Below are 20903 nucleotides of genomic sequence, written 5' to 3' on the forward strand. Positions count from 1 at the left end.
GCTAAATCATACCTTAGTGTTGTTAACTGTAGTTAGCTTTGATTGAATATTTTCAACAACCTGGTTAGTTAATGTATATTTTTTCATTGTGTATGCTACAAAAAGGGATCCTAGGGCTGGTAGCACAGTAAACGACAGTAAAATTCCTTGCTGAGTACTTATTGTTTGCGTGACATCAGCCTGGTAACTGTAAAATGATAATAGCCAACCAGCAATAGCCCCACCAACAGCTACACCCATCTTAATAAAAAATATAACACCCGAGTAGACTAGGCCTGTAATTCGTAAACCCGTTACCTTGTGGCCATAATCAATGGTGTCAGCCATTTTTGCCCATAGGAGTGGGGTCGCCATATCTAAAAAGAATTTCCACAAAATAAAAGCAGCAAACGCCAAAACGAGTTGATCGCTACTAATAAAATAGCTAAATCCACAAATAGTTGCAGCGATAAGCTGTAAACTTATGTAGGCTTTTATTTTACAAAAACGCGCCGCTAATGGCTGTGCAACAGCGCAACCTACCATACTGGCAACCACACCTAGGGTCATGAATAGGGTTATTAAATCTTCCCTGCCTAGGTAGTATTTTACGTAATAAACCGCCAAAGTTAGCCTAAGCACTTGACCAGTTAGTAAGAAAAATGCAGCGATGCACAAGGTACGCCATTGATCGTTTTTTATGAGCGCTTGAATGCTTTTAGCAAAAGGAATGTTTTGTTCCTTGGGTTGCTGAATACGTTCTTTGGTGCCTAAAAAGCAAAGTAAAAACAGCACAAGGCCTAAAATACTCATGGCGGTCATGGTTAGCTGGTAACCTTTAGCGTTATCGCCCTGGCCAAAGTATTCAACCATTGGCATGGTGCACCCAGCAACAATTACACCCCCGAGCATTCCAAATACAAAACGGTACGATTGAATAGTGACACGTTCTTTTGCGTCTGCGGTTAACACGCCACCGAGTGCGCAATAAGGTATATTAATGGCAGTGTAAGCAACCATCAGTAAGGTATAGGTGCTAAAGGCATAGATTATTTTGTCAGTGCCTTCTAAGTCGGGTGTAGTAAACGCTAAAATACTAATCATGGCAAAAGGGAGCGCAAGCCATAGTAGATAAGGGCGAAAATGCCCCCATCGAGTATGTGTTTTATCAGCTAGGTTGCCCATTAGGGGGTCGGTTACGGCGTCAAAAATGCGAACAGCTAAAAACATAGTACCAACAACGGCGGGGGATAAGCCCACCACGTCGGTATAGTAAAGCATTAAGAACATCATTACCGTTTGGAAAATAATATTACTGGCGGTGTCGCCTAATCCGTAGGCTATTTTTTCTTTTACACTAACCATGGTTGCTTTATCTCGCTTTATGTTTTTTTAATTGCGTTAATAAATACGTTTTATTATCTATTTGAGATTAATGCTTTATAGGCTAGGCCACTATTTTTTATAGTACGTTGCTGTGTGCTGTAATCTACGTAAACAATGCCAAATCTTTTTAAGTAGCCTTCCGCCCATTCAAAATTATCCATTAGACTCCAGGCAAAATAGCCGTCAATTCTTACACCTTGTTCTGTTGCATTGTGAACAGCGTTTAAGTGACTGTTGTAGTAGTCTAATCGATCTACATCATTGATTTCACCATTATTATAACTGTCGGGCATCGCTGCGCCATTTTCAGTAATAAAAATAGGCGGTAGGGCATAGGTATTATTGAGCGTGACTAATAACTCGGTGAACGACTCAGGGTAAATCTCCCAGCCCATATCGGTTAGCGGCCCCGTGGGTTCTATTGGCTCATAAATTTCAGTTGGATGGGCTTTATAGAATTGGCGGGTATAAAAGTTAATACCTAAATAATCAATAGATTGTGAAATAATTGCCATGTCACCATCGTGAATATCTGGCAGATGTTCACAAGGTAGTTGTTCAATAATGGCAGGGTATGCACCATTTATAATGGGCTTCATGTACCACTGGTTTAGGTAGTCATCTGCAAACGCTGTTGCCGCAATGTCATCAGCGCTTTCAGAGATGCTGTAACAGGGTGTAAAATTAAGGACGATACCGTTTAAAGTCGTCGGTGAATTTTGTTTTAACACGGTCATTGCAAGGCCATGAGCCAGCAATAAATGATGAGCGGCTTTGCGTCCGTATTGTTTACCCACTTTACCGGGAGCATGAATGCCAATTTCGTACCCTAAAAAAGCACTGCAAAAGGGTTCGTTTAAGGTAGCGTATGAATGCACCCGGTCACCGAATGCAAAGGTAATTAAATCAACATAGTGAGCAAACGCATAAGCTGTTTCTCGATTTAACCAACCCCCTTCATCTTCAAGGTGTTGAGGTAAATCCCAGTGGTATAACGTGACAAACGCTTTGATATTGCGCTTTTTTAGTTCGTCTAATATGTCGGTGTAAAATTTTACGCCTTCAGGATTAAGCTCACCATTTTTTGTAATAACACGAGGCCAAGAGATAGAAAGTCTGTAAGCATCGACTCCTAATGACTCGATTAAATCAATGTCTTGTTTCCAATTATTGTAATGATCACATGCAACATGCCCATTTGAGTTATCAGCTATTTTACCTGGCGTATCACAAAAGGTATCCCAGATACATGGCAGTCGGTGTGTTGACCCTCCTTCTATTTGGAAAGACGCTGTTGCTACACCGTAAATAAACTCTTTTGTTAATAGAGGTGAACAAGTTGGTAAAGATATTTTAGTCATTAGTTACAAACCTTTTAAAACCTAAATTGCACTTTTAGCGCCGATATTGACTGTCTCGTAGCTGACTCTGGACTTGATAAAAAAATAAAAATTGTTGAATTATGTTACATGTTCGTATTTAATTAGCTGTGAAAGCGCTTACATTTTTAAGATTAATGTTAATTAACCTTCAGGTCAACTCTTTAATAGCATGGCTTAGCCGCCAACTTATTAATAATCCATAGAAGGTTAACGATAATAATAAATTGCGGAGAGCACATGGCTAGTTCAGCACCACTGACATCACACACACAATCGCAAAACACAGGCGGTAATAATTATGGTTTTGCACTTACATCGTTAACAACGCTATTTTTTATGTGGGGTTTTATTACCTGCCTAAATGATATATTAATCCCGCATTTAAAAGCGGTATTCGATTTAACATACGTGCAGGCTATGCTTGTGCAATTTTGTTTTTTTGGTGCTTACTTTTTAATGTCTATACCCAGCGGTCACATAGTTAAAAAGCTAGGTTACAAGCAGGGTATTGTTGTTGGCTTGCTTATCGCCGCAGTAGGTTGTGTATTATTCTACCCAGCGGCTCAAATGCACAATTATCCTGTATTTTTATTTGCGCTATTTGTGCTAGCAAGCGGAATCACGTTATTGCAAGTATCTGCCAATCCGTATGTAAGCTTGTTGGGACCTGAAAAAACAGCGTCTTCTCGTCTAACATTAACGCAAGCATTTAATGCGCTTGGTACTACCGTTGCGCCAACATTTGGGGCGTTACTTATACTAGGCTCTGCCTCAGATGCTTTTTTAACACCTGCGCAAAATGCAGAGTCGGTTCAACTTCCTTATTTAATTCTTGCTGCAATGTTAATTGCGTTAGCGGGTATTTTTGCATGGCTCAAACTACCAGACATTATGAGCGAGCAAAAAGAAGCTGCCGAGAAATCAGACACTATTGAAGGGAGCGCATGGCAGTATCGCCACCTTGTTTTGGGTGCGGTAGGCATATTTATGTATGTGGGTGCGGAAGTTGCTATTGGTAGTTTTTTAGTTAGCTTTTTAGCGCAAGAAAATATTGCTGGATTAAAAGAACATGTCGCGGCTCATTACATTACCTATTACTTTGGCGGTGCAATGGTTGGGCGTTTTATTGGCGCGGCTGTAATGCAAAAACTTCCCGCCGGTAAAGTGCTTGGTTTTAATGCAACCATGGCTATTATTCTAGTGGTTATTGCCATGAGCACATCGGGACAATTAGCCATGTGGTCAATATTATTAGTTGGATTATTTAACTCCATTATGTTTCCTACTATTTTTAGCCTTGCACTAAATGGCTTAGGCAAGCACACAGCGCAAGGTTCGGGCATTTTGTGTTTGGCAATTGTAGGCGGTGCAATTGTGCCGCTTTTACAAGGTGCACTTGCTGATAGTGTTGGGGTTCAACTTTCGTATGCTTTACCAATTTTATGTTATCTATTCATCGTATTTTACGGCTTAAGTGGCAGCAAACCCGTTCAAGCTAAGGAGACTTTATAATGAACACACGTTTTACGCTTAATAAAATTGCATTAGCAACATTGGTTGCTTCAGTGACCACATTAACTGCTTGTTCAAACGACAATACTAATCAAGCTGATAGTGCTAAAGCGTACGCTAGTGCTGAACAAATATGGCCAAAGCTTAATATAGCTGTAAAAAAAGAGGCTGAGATTGAATCGCAAATAGCCAGCTATCTAAACTCAATGACGCTTGAGCAAAAAGTAGCGCAAATGATTCAGCCTGAAATACGTGATATTACCGTAGAGGACATGCGTAAATACGGTTTTGGTTCTTACTTAAATGGTGGAGGGGCGTTTCCTAATGGGGATAAACATGCCACTCCACAAGATTGGGTTGCCCTTGCTGAAAAAATGTATCAAGCGTCCATTGATGATTCAATAGACGGTAGTAAAATTCCTACTATGTGGGGAACAGATGCAGTACATGGTCATAATAACGTGATTGGTGCTACATTATTTCCACATAATATTGGTTTGGGTGCGGCTAATAATCCTGACCTAATTGAACAAATTGCAGCTGTTACCGCGGTAGAAGTTATGGCTACAGGTATTGATTGGGTTTTTGCGCCAACCGTTGCAGTTGTGCGTGACGATCGCTGGGGTAGAACCTATGAGGGATATTCTGAAGACCCTGCAATAGTGCGTGAGTATTCAGCAGCTATTGTAAATGGCTTACAAGGTAAAGCCGATGAAGACTTTTTAAGTGATAAACGAGTAATTAGTACTGTTAAGCACTTTTTAGGTGATGGCGGCACTGTTGATGGCGATGATCAAGGTAACAATATCGATAGTGAGCAATCGTTATTTGATATTCATGCACAAGGTTATGTGGGTGGATTATCGGCTGGTAGTCAGTCTGTAATGGCGTCGTTTAACAGTTGGAACGGTGTTAAAAATCACGGTAATAAATATTTACTGACCGATGTATTAAAAACACGCATGGGTTTTGACGGGTTTGTTGTTGGTGACTGGAATGGACATGGACAAATAAAGGGCTGTACCAACGAAAGCTGCCCACAAGCTATTAATGCAGGGCTAGATATATTTATGGTGCCAACGGGCGCTTGGAAACCACTATACGAAAATACCATTGCTCAAGTGAACTCTGGTGAGATTAGCATGGCACGTATTGACGACGCTGTAGCACGTGTACTGCGCGTTAAGCTGCGTGCGGGCTTATTTGACAAACCAAGCCCAGCTAACCGCTTATATTCAGGAAAAACAGAATTAATTGGCGCACAACAACACCGTGAAGTAGCACGACAAGCAGTTCGTGAGTCACTGGTATTACTTAAAAATAAAAATGACTTATTGCCGCTTGCGCCAAATCAACATGTACTGATCACCGGCGACGGTGCCGATAATATCGGTAAACAGTCTGGTGGGTGGAGTATTACTTGGCAGGGGACTAACAATAAAAATGCTGATTTCCCGGGAGCTACATCAATTTATAAAGGCTTAGAAGCGCAAGTTACGGCAGCTGGTGGTAAAGTAACTCTCAGTGATGATGGCGCGTTTGAGCAGCGCCCAGATGTAGCCATTGTTGTATTTGGTGAAGAGCCTTACGCGGAAGGCCATGGTGACAGAGATAACCTTGAATTTGAGCGCGGCAATAAAAAATCATTAGCGTTGTTAAAATCATTAAAAGCACAAGGAATAAAAGTTGTTTCTGTGTTTATTTCTGGTCGCCCAATGTGGGTAAATAGTGAACTTAATGCATCTGATGCGTTTGTCGCCGCATGGTTACCTGGTACTGAAGGCGGCGGTGTTGCTGATGTACTACTAAAAGGAGCCGACGGCAGTATTAAACACAACTTTAAAGGCAAGCTGTCTTTTTCATGGCCTAAAACGGCAGTTCAAACAACTGTTAATAAGGGAGATAAAGATTACTCGCCGTTATTACCGTATGGCTTTGGTTTAACCTATGGCGATAAAAATGTACTAGCCGATAATTTAGATGAAAACTCGCAATTAGATAATTTATCACTAACGAGTATGGATATTTTAGTGGGAGCACCGGTAGCACCATGGCGTTTATTGCTCAAATCAGGTGATGAACTATTAGATGTGTCGAGCAGCACCCATGAATTTGGCGCTATAAAATACCGAACAGAAGATAAGGTTGTACAAGAAGATGCGCGCCAGTTTAACTTTGACGGAAGCGAAAAAGCGAGTGCTGAAATAGTAACGAGCTTTGCTGAAGATACCATTACTTATGTTGAAGCAAATGGTGTTATTAGTTTTGATATAAAGCTTAATCAACCGCTTGGCAATGAACTTTCACTTGCAATGTGTTCGGGTGAATGTGGTGAAAGTATTAACCTCTCTAACGTGGTAGATACTAGTTTACTAAGCAAATGGCAGTCAGTATCGATTGACCTTAAATGCTTTGCTGATAAAGGCGTAAACTTTGCAAGCTTAACAAGTCCATTTAGTTTGCACAGTTCCGGTGAAGCGTCAGTATCGGTATCAGATATTCAATTTGTACCAAACAAAGTAGATGAAGCAACGCTTAAGTGTGAATAAGAGTGTGCCAAATTAATTAGAAATAAATTGTTGTGTGTAGTAAAGCCCTTCATTGAAGGGCTTTTTTATGATTCAAATACACCAATAAATATGCTTCTATTGGTAATTAAGCTTGTAAAAGTAGGCTTTTTTCATCGTAGGTAACTACTTTGTCGCGGCCTGTTTCTTTAGCAAGGTACAGTCGTTTATCGGCGTTGGCTAATAATTCTTTTATAGTCAGCTCACCGTTTATGGCGCTACTTACGCCTGCACTCACCGATAAATTTATATCGTGTCCCTCGTAATAAAATGGATAACAGCTTATGCTTTCGCGTAGTTCTTCGGCATTATTTCTGGCATCACTTAATGAGCAGTCTGGTAACAGTATGGCAAACTCTTCGCCACCGATTCGGGCTGATATTTCTTCATTCAAAAATTGTGATTTCACATGCTGCGCTATCCACTTTATTGCCTGATCGCCAGCTTCGTGCCCATAGGTGTCGTTAACGCGTTTGAAAAAATCAATATCGAGCAAAATAAGTGACACGCTTTTGTTTTGGTAAAGTGGCAAACTTAACGCGTTTTTTCCTTTTGTAAAAAAACCACGGCGGTTAAATAGCTGACTTAACACGTCGGTATTAGCAATGCTGGCAAGCGTATGTTCTGTATTAGATGCTAATAAATAAGGGAGTAATAATGCACTGCAAGTGGCTAAAATTAAATGACTACTTAAAATAAGCTCTAATGGTTCTAAATAGGTTGTATCGCTTAGGCTTAAAATAGGTAAAGCAAGCAGCACTGTTTGAATAAACATAAGCAAGCTATGGATTAAAAAGCAGGTAATTAATGCCTTTTTTTGTAAGGTTGCAACAAAGCTCATAGTGCTAATGATGTAAGCAGAAAATAAGTATAACCCTGCAATAATAAAGCTCGTTACCATTTGTGCCGCGGAGTAAGGATACACAGATAATAAAATTACAGCGGTAAAAAGTAGCAAATAGTAAATAGGGCGTAAGTTTAAAGGTTTGCTGTATTTGTATTTATGTAGTCCCAGAATAATTAAAAATGGGCTGAGTATTATAAAAATATTCGCTAAATAACTCGTAATAAAAGGAAAATTAAGTATTAGTTTTAAACATGCGAGTAGTTCAGCAAATGAAAATGCAATGCACGCTAAACCAAAAATTAAAAAAGCAGATTGTTTTTTGTAATTATGAACAGATAAAAAAAACAACCCTATTAGTAGGTTAAGTGTAAAAGAGAGACCAATCACAGTAGGCAGGTGTAGCATTCATTTTCGCTTTTATTAGGTAATTGTGTCTGACTAACTTAAGTATTATGTATTAATCATGAAAGGTCAATATGGGTAAATAGTACTAGTTACCCATGTTGTTATTGGACAGAGTATACGTTGAGGATAATTAACACCAGCTAAACCAAATTATCTAAGGCCGATTTAACGGTTTCATAATGAAAACGATAGTTATGTTTTTGCGCTTTAGTGGGTAGGACAAATTGCCCCGTAGTAAGTAAATCAGACATTTCGCCCATTAATACCTTTAAAACAAATGCAGGCATGGGCATAAAAGCAGGGCGAGATAACGCATTACCCAAGCGTTTACTAAATTCTGCATTGCTAACTGGGTTTGGTGCAACGGCATTAATTGGACCCGAAATTTCAGGGTGTTTCATTATGTATAAAATAAGTTGTGTCATGTCGTCTATATGAATCCACGACATGCCTTGCTCGCCATCACCTATTGGTCCGCCTAAACACAATTTAAATGCAGGAAGCATTTTACTCAACGCACCGCCTTTTTTAGCTAACACAATGCCGGTTCGTAATAGGCACACTCGTGTTTTTTCAGACTGTGCTTTTAATGCGACGTTTTCCCAATCATTACACAGTTGGTGGCTAAATTCGTCGTGGGGATCAGTAAAGGTTTCATCAATACGCTTATTGCTTTGTCTGCCGTAATAGCCAATAGCGCTGCCTGATATGAACGTATGAGGTGGAGTGGTACTTGTTGCAATAGCATGGCTAATTTGCTGCGTTAAATTAATGCGGCTATCGCGTATGATTTGTTTTTGTTTATCGCTCCAACGTTTATTAACTATGGGCTCACCTGCTAAATTAATAACAACATCAACGGTATTAAAATCAACATCGCTTATGTTAGTGACAGCCTTTATTTTATGACCCAATAAAACATGTGCTTTTGTGGTATTGCGGCTAAGCACGGTAACCGTGTTGTGGTGCTCTAAAAAAGGGCATAAATGTTGGCCAATTAGCCCAGTGGCACCTGTAACAAAAATATGCATGTTGAATCCTTAAATTATAATTGTAGCAAGTGTTTTAAATTTATACTCACTAGCACTTAGCTTTTGAACTTTATACGAACGACTAAGGGTTATGATCACTTCGTAATTATTTCATTTCATTAGGTTTTGCCTTACACTGTGGCCTTATTACAAATAAAAGGATGAATAAAGTGGCAGGTTTAACGGGTGTAAATAAAAGCTTAATTGTTTTTGCTGCTTTAGTAGTGGTATTGGCAGGGATCAAATCAGCAAGTGTCATTGTTATTCCTTTCATATTAGCGGCATTTATTGCCATTATTTGTAATCCACTAATTAAATTTTTTGCACGTTATAAAATTCCTAAAGGCATTGCAGTGATGCTTGTGGTGCTAATTATTGTTGGGCTTGGAGTCAGCTTAGGTGGCTTAGTTGGCCAGTCCATTAATGATTTTTCTCAGCAGCTTCCTGAATATAAAGCCCAACTCAAAGAAGAGTTTATTTGGCTTGTAGACCTCGCCTCCCAGTACAATATTTTAATTAATAAAGAACAACTCATTTCGATGTTTGACCCAGGCAAAATGGTTGATGTAGCAACTAACATGCTGACAGGGCTTGGTGGCGTAATGGCAAACATGTTTTTAATAATCTTAACGGTTATTTTTATGCTGTTTGAAGGCCCACTGCTAAGTAATAAAATACACATGGCTCTTGAAGATCCCGACAGTAAAATGAAGCAAATTGACCGTTTTTTAGAATCAATTAATTCTTACTTGGCTATAAAAACACTCGTGAGTTTAGCTACCGGTATTATTGTGTCTGTTTACTTGTGGGTCCTAAATGTTGACTACTTTATATTATGGGGTGTTTTAGCATTTATGTTTAATTACATTCCGAATATTGGGTCGATTATTGCAGCTGTGCCTGCCGTGTTACTTGCCTTAATAACTCAAGGCCCTCTAATTGCAGGTATGGTAGCTGCGGGTTACTTAACAATAAACACTGTGATGGGCAACATTGTAGAGCCTAAGTTTTTAGGTAAAGGGCTTGGCCTATCAACCCTTGTTGTATTTTTATCTTTAATATTTTGGGGGTGGCTACTTGGTACAGTGGGTATGCTTTTATCTGTTCCATTAACAATGATTGTTAAAATAGGCCTTGAAACAAGCATAGAAGGTAAATGGGTTGCTACATTATTAGGCAGTGGTGAAGATAGCGCGATGCGTTAACTTCTAGCATTTATTAACTCTATGCCCCATTTAAAATTCTATATAGCACTTAATGCGTCATCAACAGCGTTAAGTGCTCCCTCTAAATAACCGGCTTCTTTGTTTGCAAATTCACTTCCGACTAAATGAATATTTAACTCTTTTAGCTCAGGTGTTAATTCACTAAAATTAAACTCTGGGTGTTGCGAAGGTTGTGTTTTATCGTCGCTATTGGCAACAAATTCATCCTCAGCCCAATCTTTTATAAAACACTGTGTAGGGCTTTTAGCGGCTTCGCCGTAAAAATAGGTTAGTTGGCTAATACAGGCTTCTACTAATTGTGTTTTGGTAACTTTACTGCGAGTTGAATAAGGTACGCCGATAAAGCCAAATAAAGCAGCATGCTTGTTGTTATCTGCACTCGCATCATGGATTTCAACCATAGGTCCTACTCGGCTAAAACATTGCCCAGATAGATTGCGTTCTCGCCAAAAAGCGTGATCAAAAGTGGCTACAAATTTAGCCTGTCCCGCCATCCAAGTAGGTGTGGTATTCAAACGATTAATGAGCCTTTGACTTGCCCAGAGCTCGGGCGTTAAATGTTGAGTGATCATGCGTGGAGGCAGGGCAATGATCACAGTATTTGCGTCGTAGTGCACTGTTTGGCCATTATTATTTATTGTTAAATGCCAGCCTTTATGTGTTTTTGTGAGTTCAGTGACTGAGTGATTTAATAACACTGATTTTGCAGGTAATTGCTTGTAAAGTTTATTTATTAGCGTGGTCATGCCGTATTTCAGCCTAAACAGTTGCATATCCCCAGCGCCTGGAATTTGTTGAGCAGTTTGATTTGGTGCTTGGTATAGCACGTCGCCTTGGTTGTACTGTTCATACAGTGTTAAATTGAGTGATTTAGCTAATGACTGAATTTTAGGTTGATGAGGGAAAATCCAGGTAGGGCCAAGGTCAAATCCCGTATTGCTAGCGCTCAGTGAGCCTTCGCAATAAATCCGGCCACCCAACTGGGCTTTGGCTTCAACTAATAAAAACGCAATATTACGTTGATGCAATTTAGTGGCGGCGTAAAGCCCTGCAAGCCCGCCTCCAATAATTAGTATAGGTTTAGTCATAAGCTACTCATTAATTAAATCAATCTACTGGTAGGTAGTTTGTTTTGTAGCTTAAATAATGTCAAGCGTGTAATTATAACTTCGTTGTTAAGTAAATTTGCGTTAAAGAGGTTGCTTTAATGATTCAGTAAATTGGTTAACTAACTGAATTTCACAGTGTTTGTAACTTATAGCGGCTGCTTTTGCGTTAGGAAGTTGTAAGATGTATCGCCATTGGCAGGCGCTTTCAATGTACTTTTCGTTGTTTTTTATACTACGCATAAATAGTTGGAGTACCTGCGTATTGCCTGTGGCTTCTTCAGATTGTACTAGTTCATATTTACGCTTTTGTACCCAGGTTCCTTGTTCTTGTTTGGCTTTATCTAATTGGGTATCAAGACATTGGATGTAGCGCTTGGACTCATTCATCGTTGGCTTGTCGGGTAATTGGCAAGCATCGTTAGCATTCACATTGACACTTATTAAAAGTATCAAAAGAGCAAATAAAGTTGTATGGGTACTATTTTTTGTCATTGTAATTAAACTCTAATATAAATTGTGCTCCGCCTAATTTATCAGCTTCGGTTATGGTCAAAGTACCATGATACGAAGTGACTAAATCTGACACGATGGCCATTCCAACGCCATGCCCATTTTGATAAGTATCCAGGCGTGTGCCGCGTTTAAGTAATGATTCACGCTTATCCTCTGGAACACCTGGGCCATCATCGCTTATACCTATACATAACGTTTTACTTTGCACTACTTGCACGGTCACTTGCGAACGACAGGCTTTACAAGCATTGTCGATTAAATTGCCTAACAGCTCCATTAAATCAGTTTGGTCACCTAAAAAGTAGTCTTTATCAGAGACTATACAATCAAAAATAATGTCTTTGTCGCGATAAACTTTAGCCATTGCACTAAGTATTGAGTCAATAACAGGTTTTATGGGTGTTTGTTTCTTCCATGTGTCTGACGCGCCAGTGGCGGCTCGTTTTAATTGATGTTCGATCATCACATTTATACGGTCTAACTGTTCTTGGGCGTCTGCATCATTTGCAAGCGGGCTTGATTTAAGCACGGCAAGCGGCGTTTTAAGAGCATGCGCTAAATCGCTGAGCGATGTTCTGTAGCGTTCTTTTTGTCGTTGCTGGGATTCAAGTAACAGGTTTAAATCGGCTTTTATAGTTTGTAATTCTATTGGGTAAAGCCCTTTGATTTCTTGAATATCGCCAGACTCAATGGCTTTTATTTCTTTATCTAAGCGCTGAAGTGGGCGTGCACTCCAAATAAAACCAACCGCCATTAAAGCTGTAATGGCTATACCCATTACAAACATCCACTCAACTAAGGTTTGTTTAAAACCGTCCATTAAACGAAGTAGAGCGTCGTTGCGTTTTACTAAAATAAAGCGAGCTTGTTCAGATTGGTCAATATTATTTAAAATAACCGTTAAGCTTAGCTGCCAATAAACAGTATTTTTATATTCAACACGCCTAAAATCGGCGGCACCCGCTTTTGTTTCTATTTGCTGGGGGACAAAGTCTACATTAACCGCTGACTCTGAATGCCAAATTGACTCATCATCTCGGTAAATCATCGCGTAAGTATCAGAGTTTAGTCTGTTAAGCTCGGGAGCTAATATGGTGCTTGGCATAATTATGCCATGCTCAGTGAAGTCTACTTCAGAGATGAGAGAGTAGAGTTGTGCTTCTAGCGTTTTTTCTGTGGCCTCGACGAGGGATGCGTAATACGCTTTACCAATTGAGTAAAATAAAATTGGTAGTGCCACCAATAAAACAAAGACAAGGATAAATCCTTGCCTTATTTTTAGTGATACTTGCGGTCCTACCACTGGCTTTTAAGCCTGTAACCACGGCCACGCAACGTTTCAACTGGGTTTAATACACCCTCTGGGTCTAACTTTTTACGCAGACGTAATACAAATACTTCAATTACGTTTGAGTCAAGATCGAAATCTTGATCGTAAATATGCTCGGTAAGTTCAGACTTAGAAATCACTTTTTGTGGGTTAACCATAAGGTATTCAAGTACTTTGTACTCGTATGCCGTTAAGCTTAGCTCTTTGTCGTCTACCCATACTTGTTGCGAACGCGTATGAATTTTTATAGGGCCTGCTGTCATTTCTGGATTGGCTTTACCGGCACTGCGACGAATGAGTGCATTACAACGCGCAATTAATTCTTCAACATGAAAAGGCTTTGTTAGATAGTCGTCTGCACCGGCGTCTAGGCCTTCAACTTTATCTTGCCAACGGTCGCGTGCTGTTAAAATTAAAATTGGAATTGTTACACCTTGCGCACGGGCTTTATTAATTAACTCGATACCGTCTATTTTGGGTAAGCCTAAATCAACAACAGCCATATCTAAAGGGTATTCAGTGATATGAAATAAACCCGCTTCACCATCGTGGCATAAGTCTACGCTGTAACGCTCTTTTTCTAGTGCATTACGTAAGTTGTCTGCTAAATGTAGATCGTCTTCAATAACTAAGATTCGCATTTTTAATCCTTTTTCACTTCGCCGGTTTTTTTATTTATATGTAAATCAACGACGTGGCCGTCAGATTTGAGTATTCGCACGGTATAAGACTCTGGTTTTTCAGTTATTTTTAGCGTTTTACCGCCTATGGTTTCTTTTGCAAGTATTACTGCTTTCTTTTTATCCACCGGTTGGTCAACCTTTTTAGTGGGCGTAGCCGAAGCTTGACTGCTGGCAGCAAAGCTAACACAAGCAATAAAAATGAGGCTTAATAATACGCGCATAACAGAAACTCCTAGACCAGATAACCCTAGTTTAATTAACTAAGTTACTAAAATTCAAGTAAAAACGTTAAATCCGTAATTACATTGGTAATTTTAATTAAAAACGTGTGAACAAATCCTGAATTACAGGTTAGCGTGTAACAGCACGCTGTTATTTATGCTGGAAACACTTTTTTAAATGGTTTAACAATTGTATTGACGTATACGCCCCCTGAAACATAAGGATCATCAGTTGCCCATTCGCGTGCAGCTTCTAACGAATCAAATTCTGCAATAATAACTGAGCCTGTAAAACCAGCATCCTGAGGGTCTTCATTATCAATAGCGGGGAAAGGGCCTGCAGTAAGTAGTCGGTTTTGTGCATCAAGCTCTTTCAGACGTTCTAAGTGCGCTGGGCGAGCTGCTTTTCTTAATTCAAGACTGTTTTCAACGTCAGTTGAATAAATCATGTACAACATAATGGATTCTCGTAAAAGTTGTTAAATTTTATTATGTAAATACTACCACAGCGTCGAAAATTGGCGAATCAAAAGCGTATACACTTAGGTTTACAGTTGGATTTTATTTTTAACGTTATTTGCTTGAAAACCGCTGTGTAACACTGGTAGAGTCGCTCAGATACTCAAAATAATAAAAAGGTTTTATACATGAGCGATAATAGAGAGCGATTTAGCTCCCGTCTCGGATTTATACTGGCAGCTGCTGGTTCAGCTGTTGGTATTGGTAATTTAGTGGGTTTTCCAGTTTCTGCGACTAAAAATGGTGGCGGCGCATTTTTATTAATTTATGCTCTATTTGTCGTTTTTATTTGTTTACCGGTTATGATGGCTGAAATGGCCATGGGCCGTAACGCTCAAAAAGATCCACTTGGCTCATACACGTTACTAGCAAATAACGATAAAAAATGGAAGTTTGCAGGCTTTTTAGCCGTGTTAACTCCATTTATGATTGCCGTTTTTTATATGGTAATTACAGTTTGGATTTTTGGATACCTAATACAAGCAGGTATGGGTAACTTAGATGCATTAGCTGACCCAAGCCACTTTGGCACGTTTATAAATAGCTACACCGTATTCGCTTATATGGCAGTAGTGGTTGTTATTGTTAACCTAATTTTACTAGGTGGCGTTAAACAAGGCATAGAGAAAGCAGCCAAAGTATTAATGCCTGCACTTTTAGTCATGTTACTTGCGTTGGTTGCATACGTTTTAACGCTTGATAACGCATTGGCAGGTGTTGAGTATTACGTTATTCCTGACTTTTCAAAAATGAGTGCAAGTGTACTCAATGGCGCATTGAGCCAAGCGTTTTTCTCGTTATCGCTAGGTATGGGTATTTTAATGACTTATGCGTCTTATATCTCGAAGAAAGACGATATTGTAAGCAGTGCAAAAATGGTGGCAATAACAGACTCATTGGTTGCGTTTGTTGCAGGCCTTATGGTTTTACCCGCTATATTTAGTTTTGACCCAAACACAAATCCAGAATCTTTATCAGACTCGTCGGTATCAATGATTTTTGTTTTCCTACCTAAAATATTATTAGCATTACAAAATGATATTGGTTATGTAGGGGCATCGGCTGTAGCGTTTGCATTCTTTTTGTTAGTATTTTTTGCAGCAATCACTTCATTGGTTTCTATTGTAGAGGTGCCTACTGCATCATTAAGTGATCGTAAAGGTATAAGCCGTAAGAAGGCATTGGGTATTTTAACACTCAGCACAGGCGTGTTAACAATTATATGCACAATGTCGTTTGGTATGGTTGATAGTTTAACGTCGTTTACCAGCTATGGCGGTGCCAGTAAGAGCTTTTTTGATATTGTAATTGATGTATTTTACGACACTATATTACCTTTAAATGGCTTAATGGTGTGTTTGTTTGTAATGTACCGCTGGAAAAAGGCGCGTTTAACTCAGGAACTTAGCCTAGGCTCACCTAGCTACGAAGGTAGCATGATGGAGAAATACGTTAATTTTTCTCTTTCAACGTTTATTCCGTTTATTTTAGCCGTGATATTTATAAACACGGTTGCGACTAAATTCTTTGGTTTAAAGTTATTTGGCTTTTAAAATGTAAAGTACAAAAATTAGCCGCGTTTGTCGCGGCTTTTTTTTGCCTAACATTTAGCTTAAAGCACCCGAGTCTAGATAACTCCCAACACCCAGAGTAAACATCCAAATTCCCCATAGGCTATGCTCAATAACACACACAAACGTTGAGCGGCTTTGTGCATATGTATACGAAAATAACAATCCACCTAAAAAAGCTAAGCCTACTGCAATCAAGTTAGCATAAACAATATGTGCTAATGCAAACACGGTGGCACTGACAATTATACGCACACTTTTGTTAGGCATAATGTGTTTATAACGATGAAAAAAGTAGGTTCTAAATATTAGCTCTTGAGGAATAACCGATAATACAGGGTATAGCAGTAATAAAAGTAGCCAATCATTAAAAGAGTTACGAGGTAGGGAAAACCAGTTTTCTTGATGGATGATCCCGTAAAACATACCTGAGAAAAGGGCGCCTAAAAAAAAGAAGCTAAACAGACGCTTTTTTACAGCAGAGAACTGCCCAAGGCTGGTAAGCCTAAAACGCTTAAAGTGAGGATCGCTTAATAAAAGCATACCGCACACGCTCATTAAAATAATAAGGGAAGGGAAAAGCCAATTGGCTAAATGATGACGTAAGCTAAAGCCTAGTATTGGCAGTAGGATAAATATAAGGGTAAATTCAAGCCAACGGTATTGATTAGCGTTCAAGGTCGTCTCAGGTTGTTTTTTTTACAAACTAACAAGCTAAGACGACACTTTTATGACGAGAACTATTTTACGGCTTCGTCATCATCAGGAAGGTATTTATAAAGCGTAATAATTGTGGCAAAAATACTAACGAAAGTAATGGCCATTAAGCCAAATACTTTAAAATTCACCCAAAAATCGAGTGAAAAGTTATACGCTATATAAATATTTAGCGCAGCAATACCGGCGGTAATAGCGACCCACATTAAGTTTAATTTATCCCACAATGGTTCGGGTACAGTTATTTTTTTATTCGTGTCGTTGGCGTTTTCTAAAATGGCACTTAGGGCTTTTTTTACTAAGTTTTTATTTAAAATATAACGACTTACAAGCAGCATAATGCTAAAACCAGCGTATATGATAGTGGCTTTCCATTTTACAAATTGCTCATCGTGGAAAACCAGCGTTAAGGTGCCAAATACGGCGGCAATAGAAAAAAATATCCACTGGCGGGTCGGTACTTTCCCATGTTTGTAATAGCTAAATATGACTTGAATAAGAGACGTTGCAATTAATAAAGCCGTTGCCCAGTATATATCTACAAGCTTAAACACTGCAAAAAACAGTATGAGTGGAATGTATTCAATTAATGCGTGCATATACTACCTAAATTATACAAATATATATTAAAGCGTTTTTACCACATAACACTTGGTAACTACAAGGTTGACTTAAAGCCCTGTAAGCCTTAGCCTGCGTGGCTTTATTTATTCATCATTATATTCCCACGCTAAACGCATTCATTGTTTACGTGTATTCAGGAGCCTTAAATGAACAAAACTCAACTTATCGTCGAAATGGCAAAACACAGTGAACTCACTAAAAAAGATACAAAAGCTGCTCTTTCAAGCATCCAAAAAGTGATTACTAAATCGCTCTCTGAAGGCGATCAGGTGCAAATTAATGGATTTGGTACCTTTGCACTTAGCTATTACCCGGCGCGAACGGGTCGCAATCCGCAAACAGGTGAAACAATTGAAATCGAAGGGGCTAACAAGGCCGTTTTTAAACCAGCAAAAGCACTTAAAGATCGCCTTTAATACCTCACGTTTACCTATCTTTTATTTTGCCATTTACACAAAGCTCCATTTAAAACGCCATGTAGATTATTCATTTATTATAAATAATTTACATGGCTCTATATCATAAATTAAAATTTTTAATAATTTTCAGTAAGTTAAAGCTGGCATCCGATGTGCTTACAACAAAGTGAGCTAAACACTTAATTATTTAATAAGGAGAGCCTAATGAATAAATTACAATCGCGCACGCCACTTGAAGGTAAAAAAATTGCAATTCTAGCCACTGATGGCTTTGAACAAAGTGAGCTGTTTTCTCCGCGTGATGCATTATTGAATGCTGGAGCCAAAATAGAGATAGTCTCTATTAAAGAGGGTCAAATTACTGGGTGGAATGAAGACAAGTGGGGCGAAAAAGTCTCAGTAGATAAACTCGTGACAAATACTAACTCTGCTGATTACGATGCGTTAATGTTACCCGGTGGGTTATTTAACCCCGATAGCCTTCGCCAAGATAAACATGCAAAAGCCTTCATAGATGGTTTTTTTGGTGCCGAAAAAAACAAACCGGTTGCCGCAATTTGTCATGCTCCGTGGCTATTGGCAGAAATAAATAAGTTACGTGACCGCACGGTAACCTCATTTCCAAGTATTAAAAGCGACTTAATGAATGCAGGTGCCAATTGGGTAGATGAAGAAGTGTGCGTAGATAGAGGGTTGGTTACCAGCCGCAGCCCCGAAGATTTAGATGCTTTTAATGCTAAATTTATTGAAGAAGTTCTCGAAGGTAAACACCAAGCTCATTAAGCTTTCTAAGTATGAGTTTAAAATAAAAAAGGGCATTTTTAATGCCCTTTTTTAATGCGTAAATTTAAACTTATTATAATGCGGTTGCGGCTTTCATTTCGCTGACAAATGCTTTTAACTGCGCAGTCATTGCGTTTAAATCATTAAGGTTTGCTTCAATAATTTTTACTACCGCTGAACCAGAAATAGCGCCAGCTGCACCTGCATTTAATGCTGATTTAACATCTTCTGGCGTTGAAATACCAAAGCCTAGTAGTGCAGGAGCTGCATGATACTCTTTTAATTTATTTACAATATTACCAGCGGGCATTTGTGCTTTGGTATCAGTACCTGTTACGCCTGCACGTGAAAGCAAATAAGTATAACCGCGTCCATATGAAGCACACTGGCGAAGCGTGTCGTCGTTTGCATTAGGCGTGGCAATAAATATTGGGTCTACGCCATTGTCCATTGCAGCCTTTCTAAACATTTTAGACTCATGCAAAGGGACATCAGCGACTAAAATAGAGTCTACCCCTACGGCTTTTGCATCTTTGTAAAACGCTTCTAAGCCACGCTTAAACACTAGGTTAGAATAAAGTAACAGGCCTATTGGAATATCGGCGTTGTATTCACGAATTTCTTTAATAATATCAAAGCAGTCTTGGGTGTTAATATTCACATCAAGCGCACGAATATTAGCGGCTTGAATAACAGGGCCATCAGCTATTGGATCTGAAAAAGGGATACCTAGTTCTAGTCCATCAGCACCACCATCAATTAAGCTTTTAATGATAGCAATACTCTGCTCTTTACCTGGGTCGCCAATAGTGACGAAAGGAACAAACGCCCCTTGTTTTTTTTCATTCAATGCAGAAAACATAGCGCCATAACGGTCCGTCTTAATTTGGCTCATAGCTGGCCTCCTTCAGATAATACTTTGTGTACGTGTGCTAAATCTTTATCGCCACGGCCACTTAAATTAATAACAATAACACTGTCTTGTGTTTGCTCTTCTGCATACTTGAGCGCGTAGGCTAGTGCATGGCTTGATTCAAGCGCCGGAATAATACCTTCATTTTTAGCTAATGATTGAAATGCATCAAGTGCTTCGGTATCACTAATACCTACATATTGTGCACGGCCAGTTTCATGTAAAAATGCATGTTGTGGGCCTACCGCTGGGTAATCAAGACCGGCTGATACAGAGTATGACTCTTCAATTTGGCCATCATCATTTTGCATAATGTAGGTGTATGTACCGTGCAGTATACCTTTAGTGCCTTTACAAATAGTGGCACCGTGTTCATGAGTGTCTAGGCCTTTACCCGCAGGTTCAACACCAATAAGCTTTACACTTGGCTCGTCGATAAAGTCGGTAAACATACCAATAGCGTTTGAGCCACCACCAACGCAGGCTATAACTGCGTCTGGTAGGCGACCTTCAGCTTCAAGCACTTGTTGCTTGGCTTCTTCACCAATTATTTTTTGGTATTCGCGTACAATTGTTGGGAATGGGTGAGGGCCTGCAGCAGTTCCTAATAGGTAATGCGCTTCTTGGTAGTTAGCTGACCAGTCACGTAATGCCTCGTTAACGGCATCTTTTAATGTGCCAGAACCCGCTGTAACAGGAATGACTTCTGCGCCCATTAATTTCATTCTAAATACATTAGGTTGTTGACGTTCAACGTCTTTTGCACCCATGTAAATACGGCACTTTAAACCTAGCAGTGCACACGCTAAAGCGGTAGCAACACCATGTTGACCTGCGCCGGTTTCAGCAATGACTTCTTTTTTACCCATGCGTTTTGTTAGTAATGCTTGGCCGAGTACTTGGTTTGTTTTATGAGCACCGCCATGAAGTAAATCTTCACGCTTTAAGTAAAGTTTAACCTTTGGATTTTTAACTAAATTACGCGTTAAAGTAAGAGGAGTAGGGCGACCTGCATACTCATTTAATAATTTACTAAGTTCTGCTTGGAACTCAGGATCTTTTTGCGCTTTGTTAAATTCGTTTTCTAACTGCTTAAGCGCAGGGACAAGTAACTCGGGTACAAACATACCGCCAAACTCGCCAAAATAAGCTGGATTTTGCATTTT

The 20903-nt window shown here is 39.4% G+C and carries 20 protein-coding genes; 6 read left to right on the forward strand and 14 right to left on the reverse strand.

The features are described 5' to 3' along the window. Positions 1 to 6 precede the first annotated feature (6 nt). Both ATS76_RS08580 and ATS76_RS08585 read right to left on the reverse strand, forming a co-directional pair. Positions 7 to 1344: a glycoside-pentoside-hexuronide (GPH):cation symporter gene (locus ATS76_RS08580; protein ID WP_058551796.1), complete on the reverse strand. Its 1338-nt coding sequence runs from the start codon at positions 1342 to 1344 to the stop codon at positions 7 to 9. 53 nt (positions 1345 to 1397) lie between these two features. Beyond that, positions 1398 to 2726, reverse strand: coding sequence for a GH1 family beta-glucosidase (locus tag ATS76_RS08585; protein WP_058551797.1), 1329 nt, complete (start codon positions 2724 to 2726; stop codon positions 1398 to 1400). Positions 2727 to 2984: 258 nt separating this feature from the next. On the opposite strand from ATS76_RS08585, the gene ATS76_RS08590 reads away from it, so the two are divergent. Further along, positions 2985 to 4259, forward strand: a complete 1275-nt coding sequence (locus tag ATS76_RS08590) for a sugar MFS transporter (RefSeq protein WP_058551798.1) — start codon at positions 2985 to 2987, stop codon at positions 4257 to 4259. Then, entirely contained in the window at positions 4259 to 6808 is a 2550-nt protein-coding gene (locus ATS76_RS08595) for a glycoside hydrolase family 3 protein (RefSeq protein ID WP_058551799.1), read from the forward strand. The genes ATS76_RS08590 and ATS76_RS08595 overlap by 1 nt, the downstream gene beginning before the upstream one ends. 106 nt (positions 6809 to 6914) lie before the next feature. Here the strand turns inward: ATS76_RS08595 and ATS76_RS08600 are convergent, their stop codons facing one another. Beyond that, positions 6915 to 8078: a GGDEF domain-containing protein gene (locus ATS76_RS08600; protein ID WP_058551800.1), complete on the reverse strand. Its 1164-nt coding sequence runs from the start codon at positions 8076 to 8078 to the stop codon at positions 6915 to 6917. Positions 8079 to 8218: 140 nt separating this feature from the next. After that, positions 8219 to 9109, reverse strand: a complete 891-nt coding sequence (locus ATS76_RS08605) for a TIGR01777 family oxidoreductase (protein ID WP_058551801.1) — start codon at positions 9107 to 9109, stop codon at positions 8219 to 8221. A gap of 170 nt (positions 9110 to 9279) precedes the next feature. On the opposite strand from ATS76_RS08605, the gene ATS76_RS08610 reads away from it, so the two are divergent. Then, the gene (locus tag ATS76_RS08610; RefSeq protein ID WP_008127717.1) at positions 9280 to 10314 is read left to right on the forward strand and encodes an AI-2E family transporter; all 1035 of its coding nucleotides are present in this window, start codon (positions 9280 to 9282) and stop codon (positions 10312 to 10314) included. Positions 10315 to 10352: 38 nt separating this feature from the next. Here ATS76_RS08610 and ATS76_RS08615 read toward each other — a convergent pair whose 3' ends face one another. From ATS76_RS08615 to ATS76_RS08640, 6 genes are all read right to left on the reverse strand, one after another. Then, a complete protein-coding gene (locus tag ATS76_RS08615) occupies positions 10353 to 11423 on the reverse strand; it encodes a flavin monoamine oxidase family protein (protein ID WP_058551802.1) in 1071 nt (356 codons plus the stop codon). A 102-nt stretch (positions 11424 to 11525) separates the two neighbouring features. Continuing rightward, complete coding sequence (locus ATS76_RS08620) at positions 11526 to 11936, reverse strand: hypothetical protein (protein WP_058404387.1); 411 nt, start codon at positions 11934 to 11936, stop codon at positions 11526 to 11528. Beyond that, on the reverse strand, positions 11923 to 13260 hold the full coding sequence (locus tag ATS76_RS08625) for an ATP-binding protein (RefSeq protein WP_058551803.1): 1338 nt from the start codon (positions 13258 to 13260) through the stop codon (positions 11923 to 11925). The genes ATS76_RS08620 and ATS76_RS08625 overlap by 14 nt, the downstream gene beginning before the upstream one ends. Further along, the gene (locus ATS76_RS08630; protein ID WP_058551804.1) at positions 13254 to 13928 is read right to left on the reverse strand and encodes a response regulator transcription factor; all 675 of its coding nucleotides are present in this window, start codon (positions 13926 to 13928) and stop codon (positions 13254 to 13256) included. The genes ATS76_RS08625 and ATS76_RS08630 overlap by 7 nt, the downstream gene beginning before the upstream one ends. A gap of 2 nt (positions 13929 to 13930) precedes the next feature. Then, the gene (locus ATS76_RS08635) at positions 13931 to 14191 is read right to left on the reverse strand and encodes a PepSY domain-containing protein (RefSeq protein ID WP_058551805.1); all 261 of its coding nucleotides are present in this window, start codon (positions 14189 to 14191) and stop codon (positions 13931 to 13933) included. Between the two features lie 155 nt (positions 14192 to 14346). Next, positions 14347 to 14649, reverse strand: coding sequence for a YciI family protein (locus tag ATS76_RS08640; protein ID WP_058404391.1), 303 nt, complete (start codon positions 14647 to 14649; stop codon positions 14347 to 14349). A gap of 189 nt (positions 14650 to 14838) precedes the next feature. Between ATS76_RS08640 and ATS76_RS08645 the strand changes: the two genes are divergently transcribed. Next, positions 14839 to 16263, forward strand: coding sequence for a sodium-dependent transporter (locus tag ATS76_RS08645; protein ID WP_058551806.1), 1425 nt, complete (start codon positions 14839 to 14841; stop codon positions 16261 to 16263). A gap of 54 nt (positions 16264 to 16317) precedes the next feature. Here ATS76_RS08645 and ATS76_RS08650 read toward each other — a convergent pair whose 3' ends face one another. Continuing rightward, positions 16318 to 16959, reverse strand: a complete 642-nt coding sequence (locus tag ATS76_RS08650; RefSeq protein ID WP_058551807.1) for a CPBP family intramembrane glutamic endopeptidase — start codon at positions 16957 to 16959, stop codon at positions 16318 to 16320. A gap of 62 nt (positions 16960 to 17021) precedes the next feature. After that, positions 17022 to 17597: a septation protein IspZ gene (gene ispZ / locus ATS76_RS08655; protein ID WP_058551808.1), complete on the reverse strand. Its 576-nt coding sequence runs from the start codon at positions 17595 to 17597 to the stop codon at positions 17022 to 17024. A 171-nt stretch (positions 17598 to 17768) separates the two neighbouring features. Between ispZ and ATS76_RS08660 the strand changes: the two genes are divergently transcribed. Together ATS76_RS08660 and ATS76_RS08665 are read left to right on the forward strand one after the other, a co-directional pair. Continuing rightward, positions 17769 to 18038, forward strand: a complete 270-nt coding sequence (locus tag ATS76_RS08660) for an HU family DNA-binding protein (protein WP_058404394.1) — start codon at positions 17769 to 17771, stop codon at positions 18036 to 18038. 207 nt (positions 18039 to 18245) lie between these two features. Further along, positions 18246 to 18824 carry a type 1 glutamine amidotransferase domain-containing protein gene (locus ATS76_RS08665; RefSeq protein ID WP_058404395.1) on the forward strand — a complete coding sequence of 193 codons (579 nt, stop codon included), beginning with the start codon at positions 18246 to 18248 and terminating at the stop codon, positions 18822 to 18824. 73 nt (positions 18825 to 18897) lie between these two features. On the opposite strand, the gene trpA is transcribed toward ATS76_RS08665, so the two are convergent. Continuing rightward, the gene (gene trpA, locus ATS76_RS08670) at positions 18898 to 19719 is read right to left on the reverse strand and encodes a tryptophan synthase subunit alpha (protein WP_058551809.1); all 822 of its coding nucleotides are present in this window, start codon (positions 19717 to 19719) and stop codon (positions 18898 to 18900) included. Next, positions 19716 to 20900, reverse strand: coding sequence for a tryptophan synthase subunit beta (gene trpB / locus ATS76_RS08675; protein ID WP_058552009.1), 1185 nt, complete (start codon positions 20898 to 20900; stop codon positions 19716 to 19718). Before trpB ends, trpA begins: the two co-directional genes overlap by 4 nt. Between the last annotated feature and the right edge of the window lie 3 nt (positions 20901 to 20903).

The organism is Pseudoalteromonas sp. 10-33, assembly GCF_001469195.1.
In the GTDB taxonomy this organism is placed as follows: Bacteria; Pseudomonadota; Gammaproteobacteria; order Enterobacterales; family Alteromonadaceae; genus Pseudoalteromonas.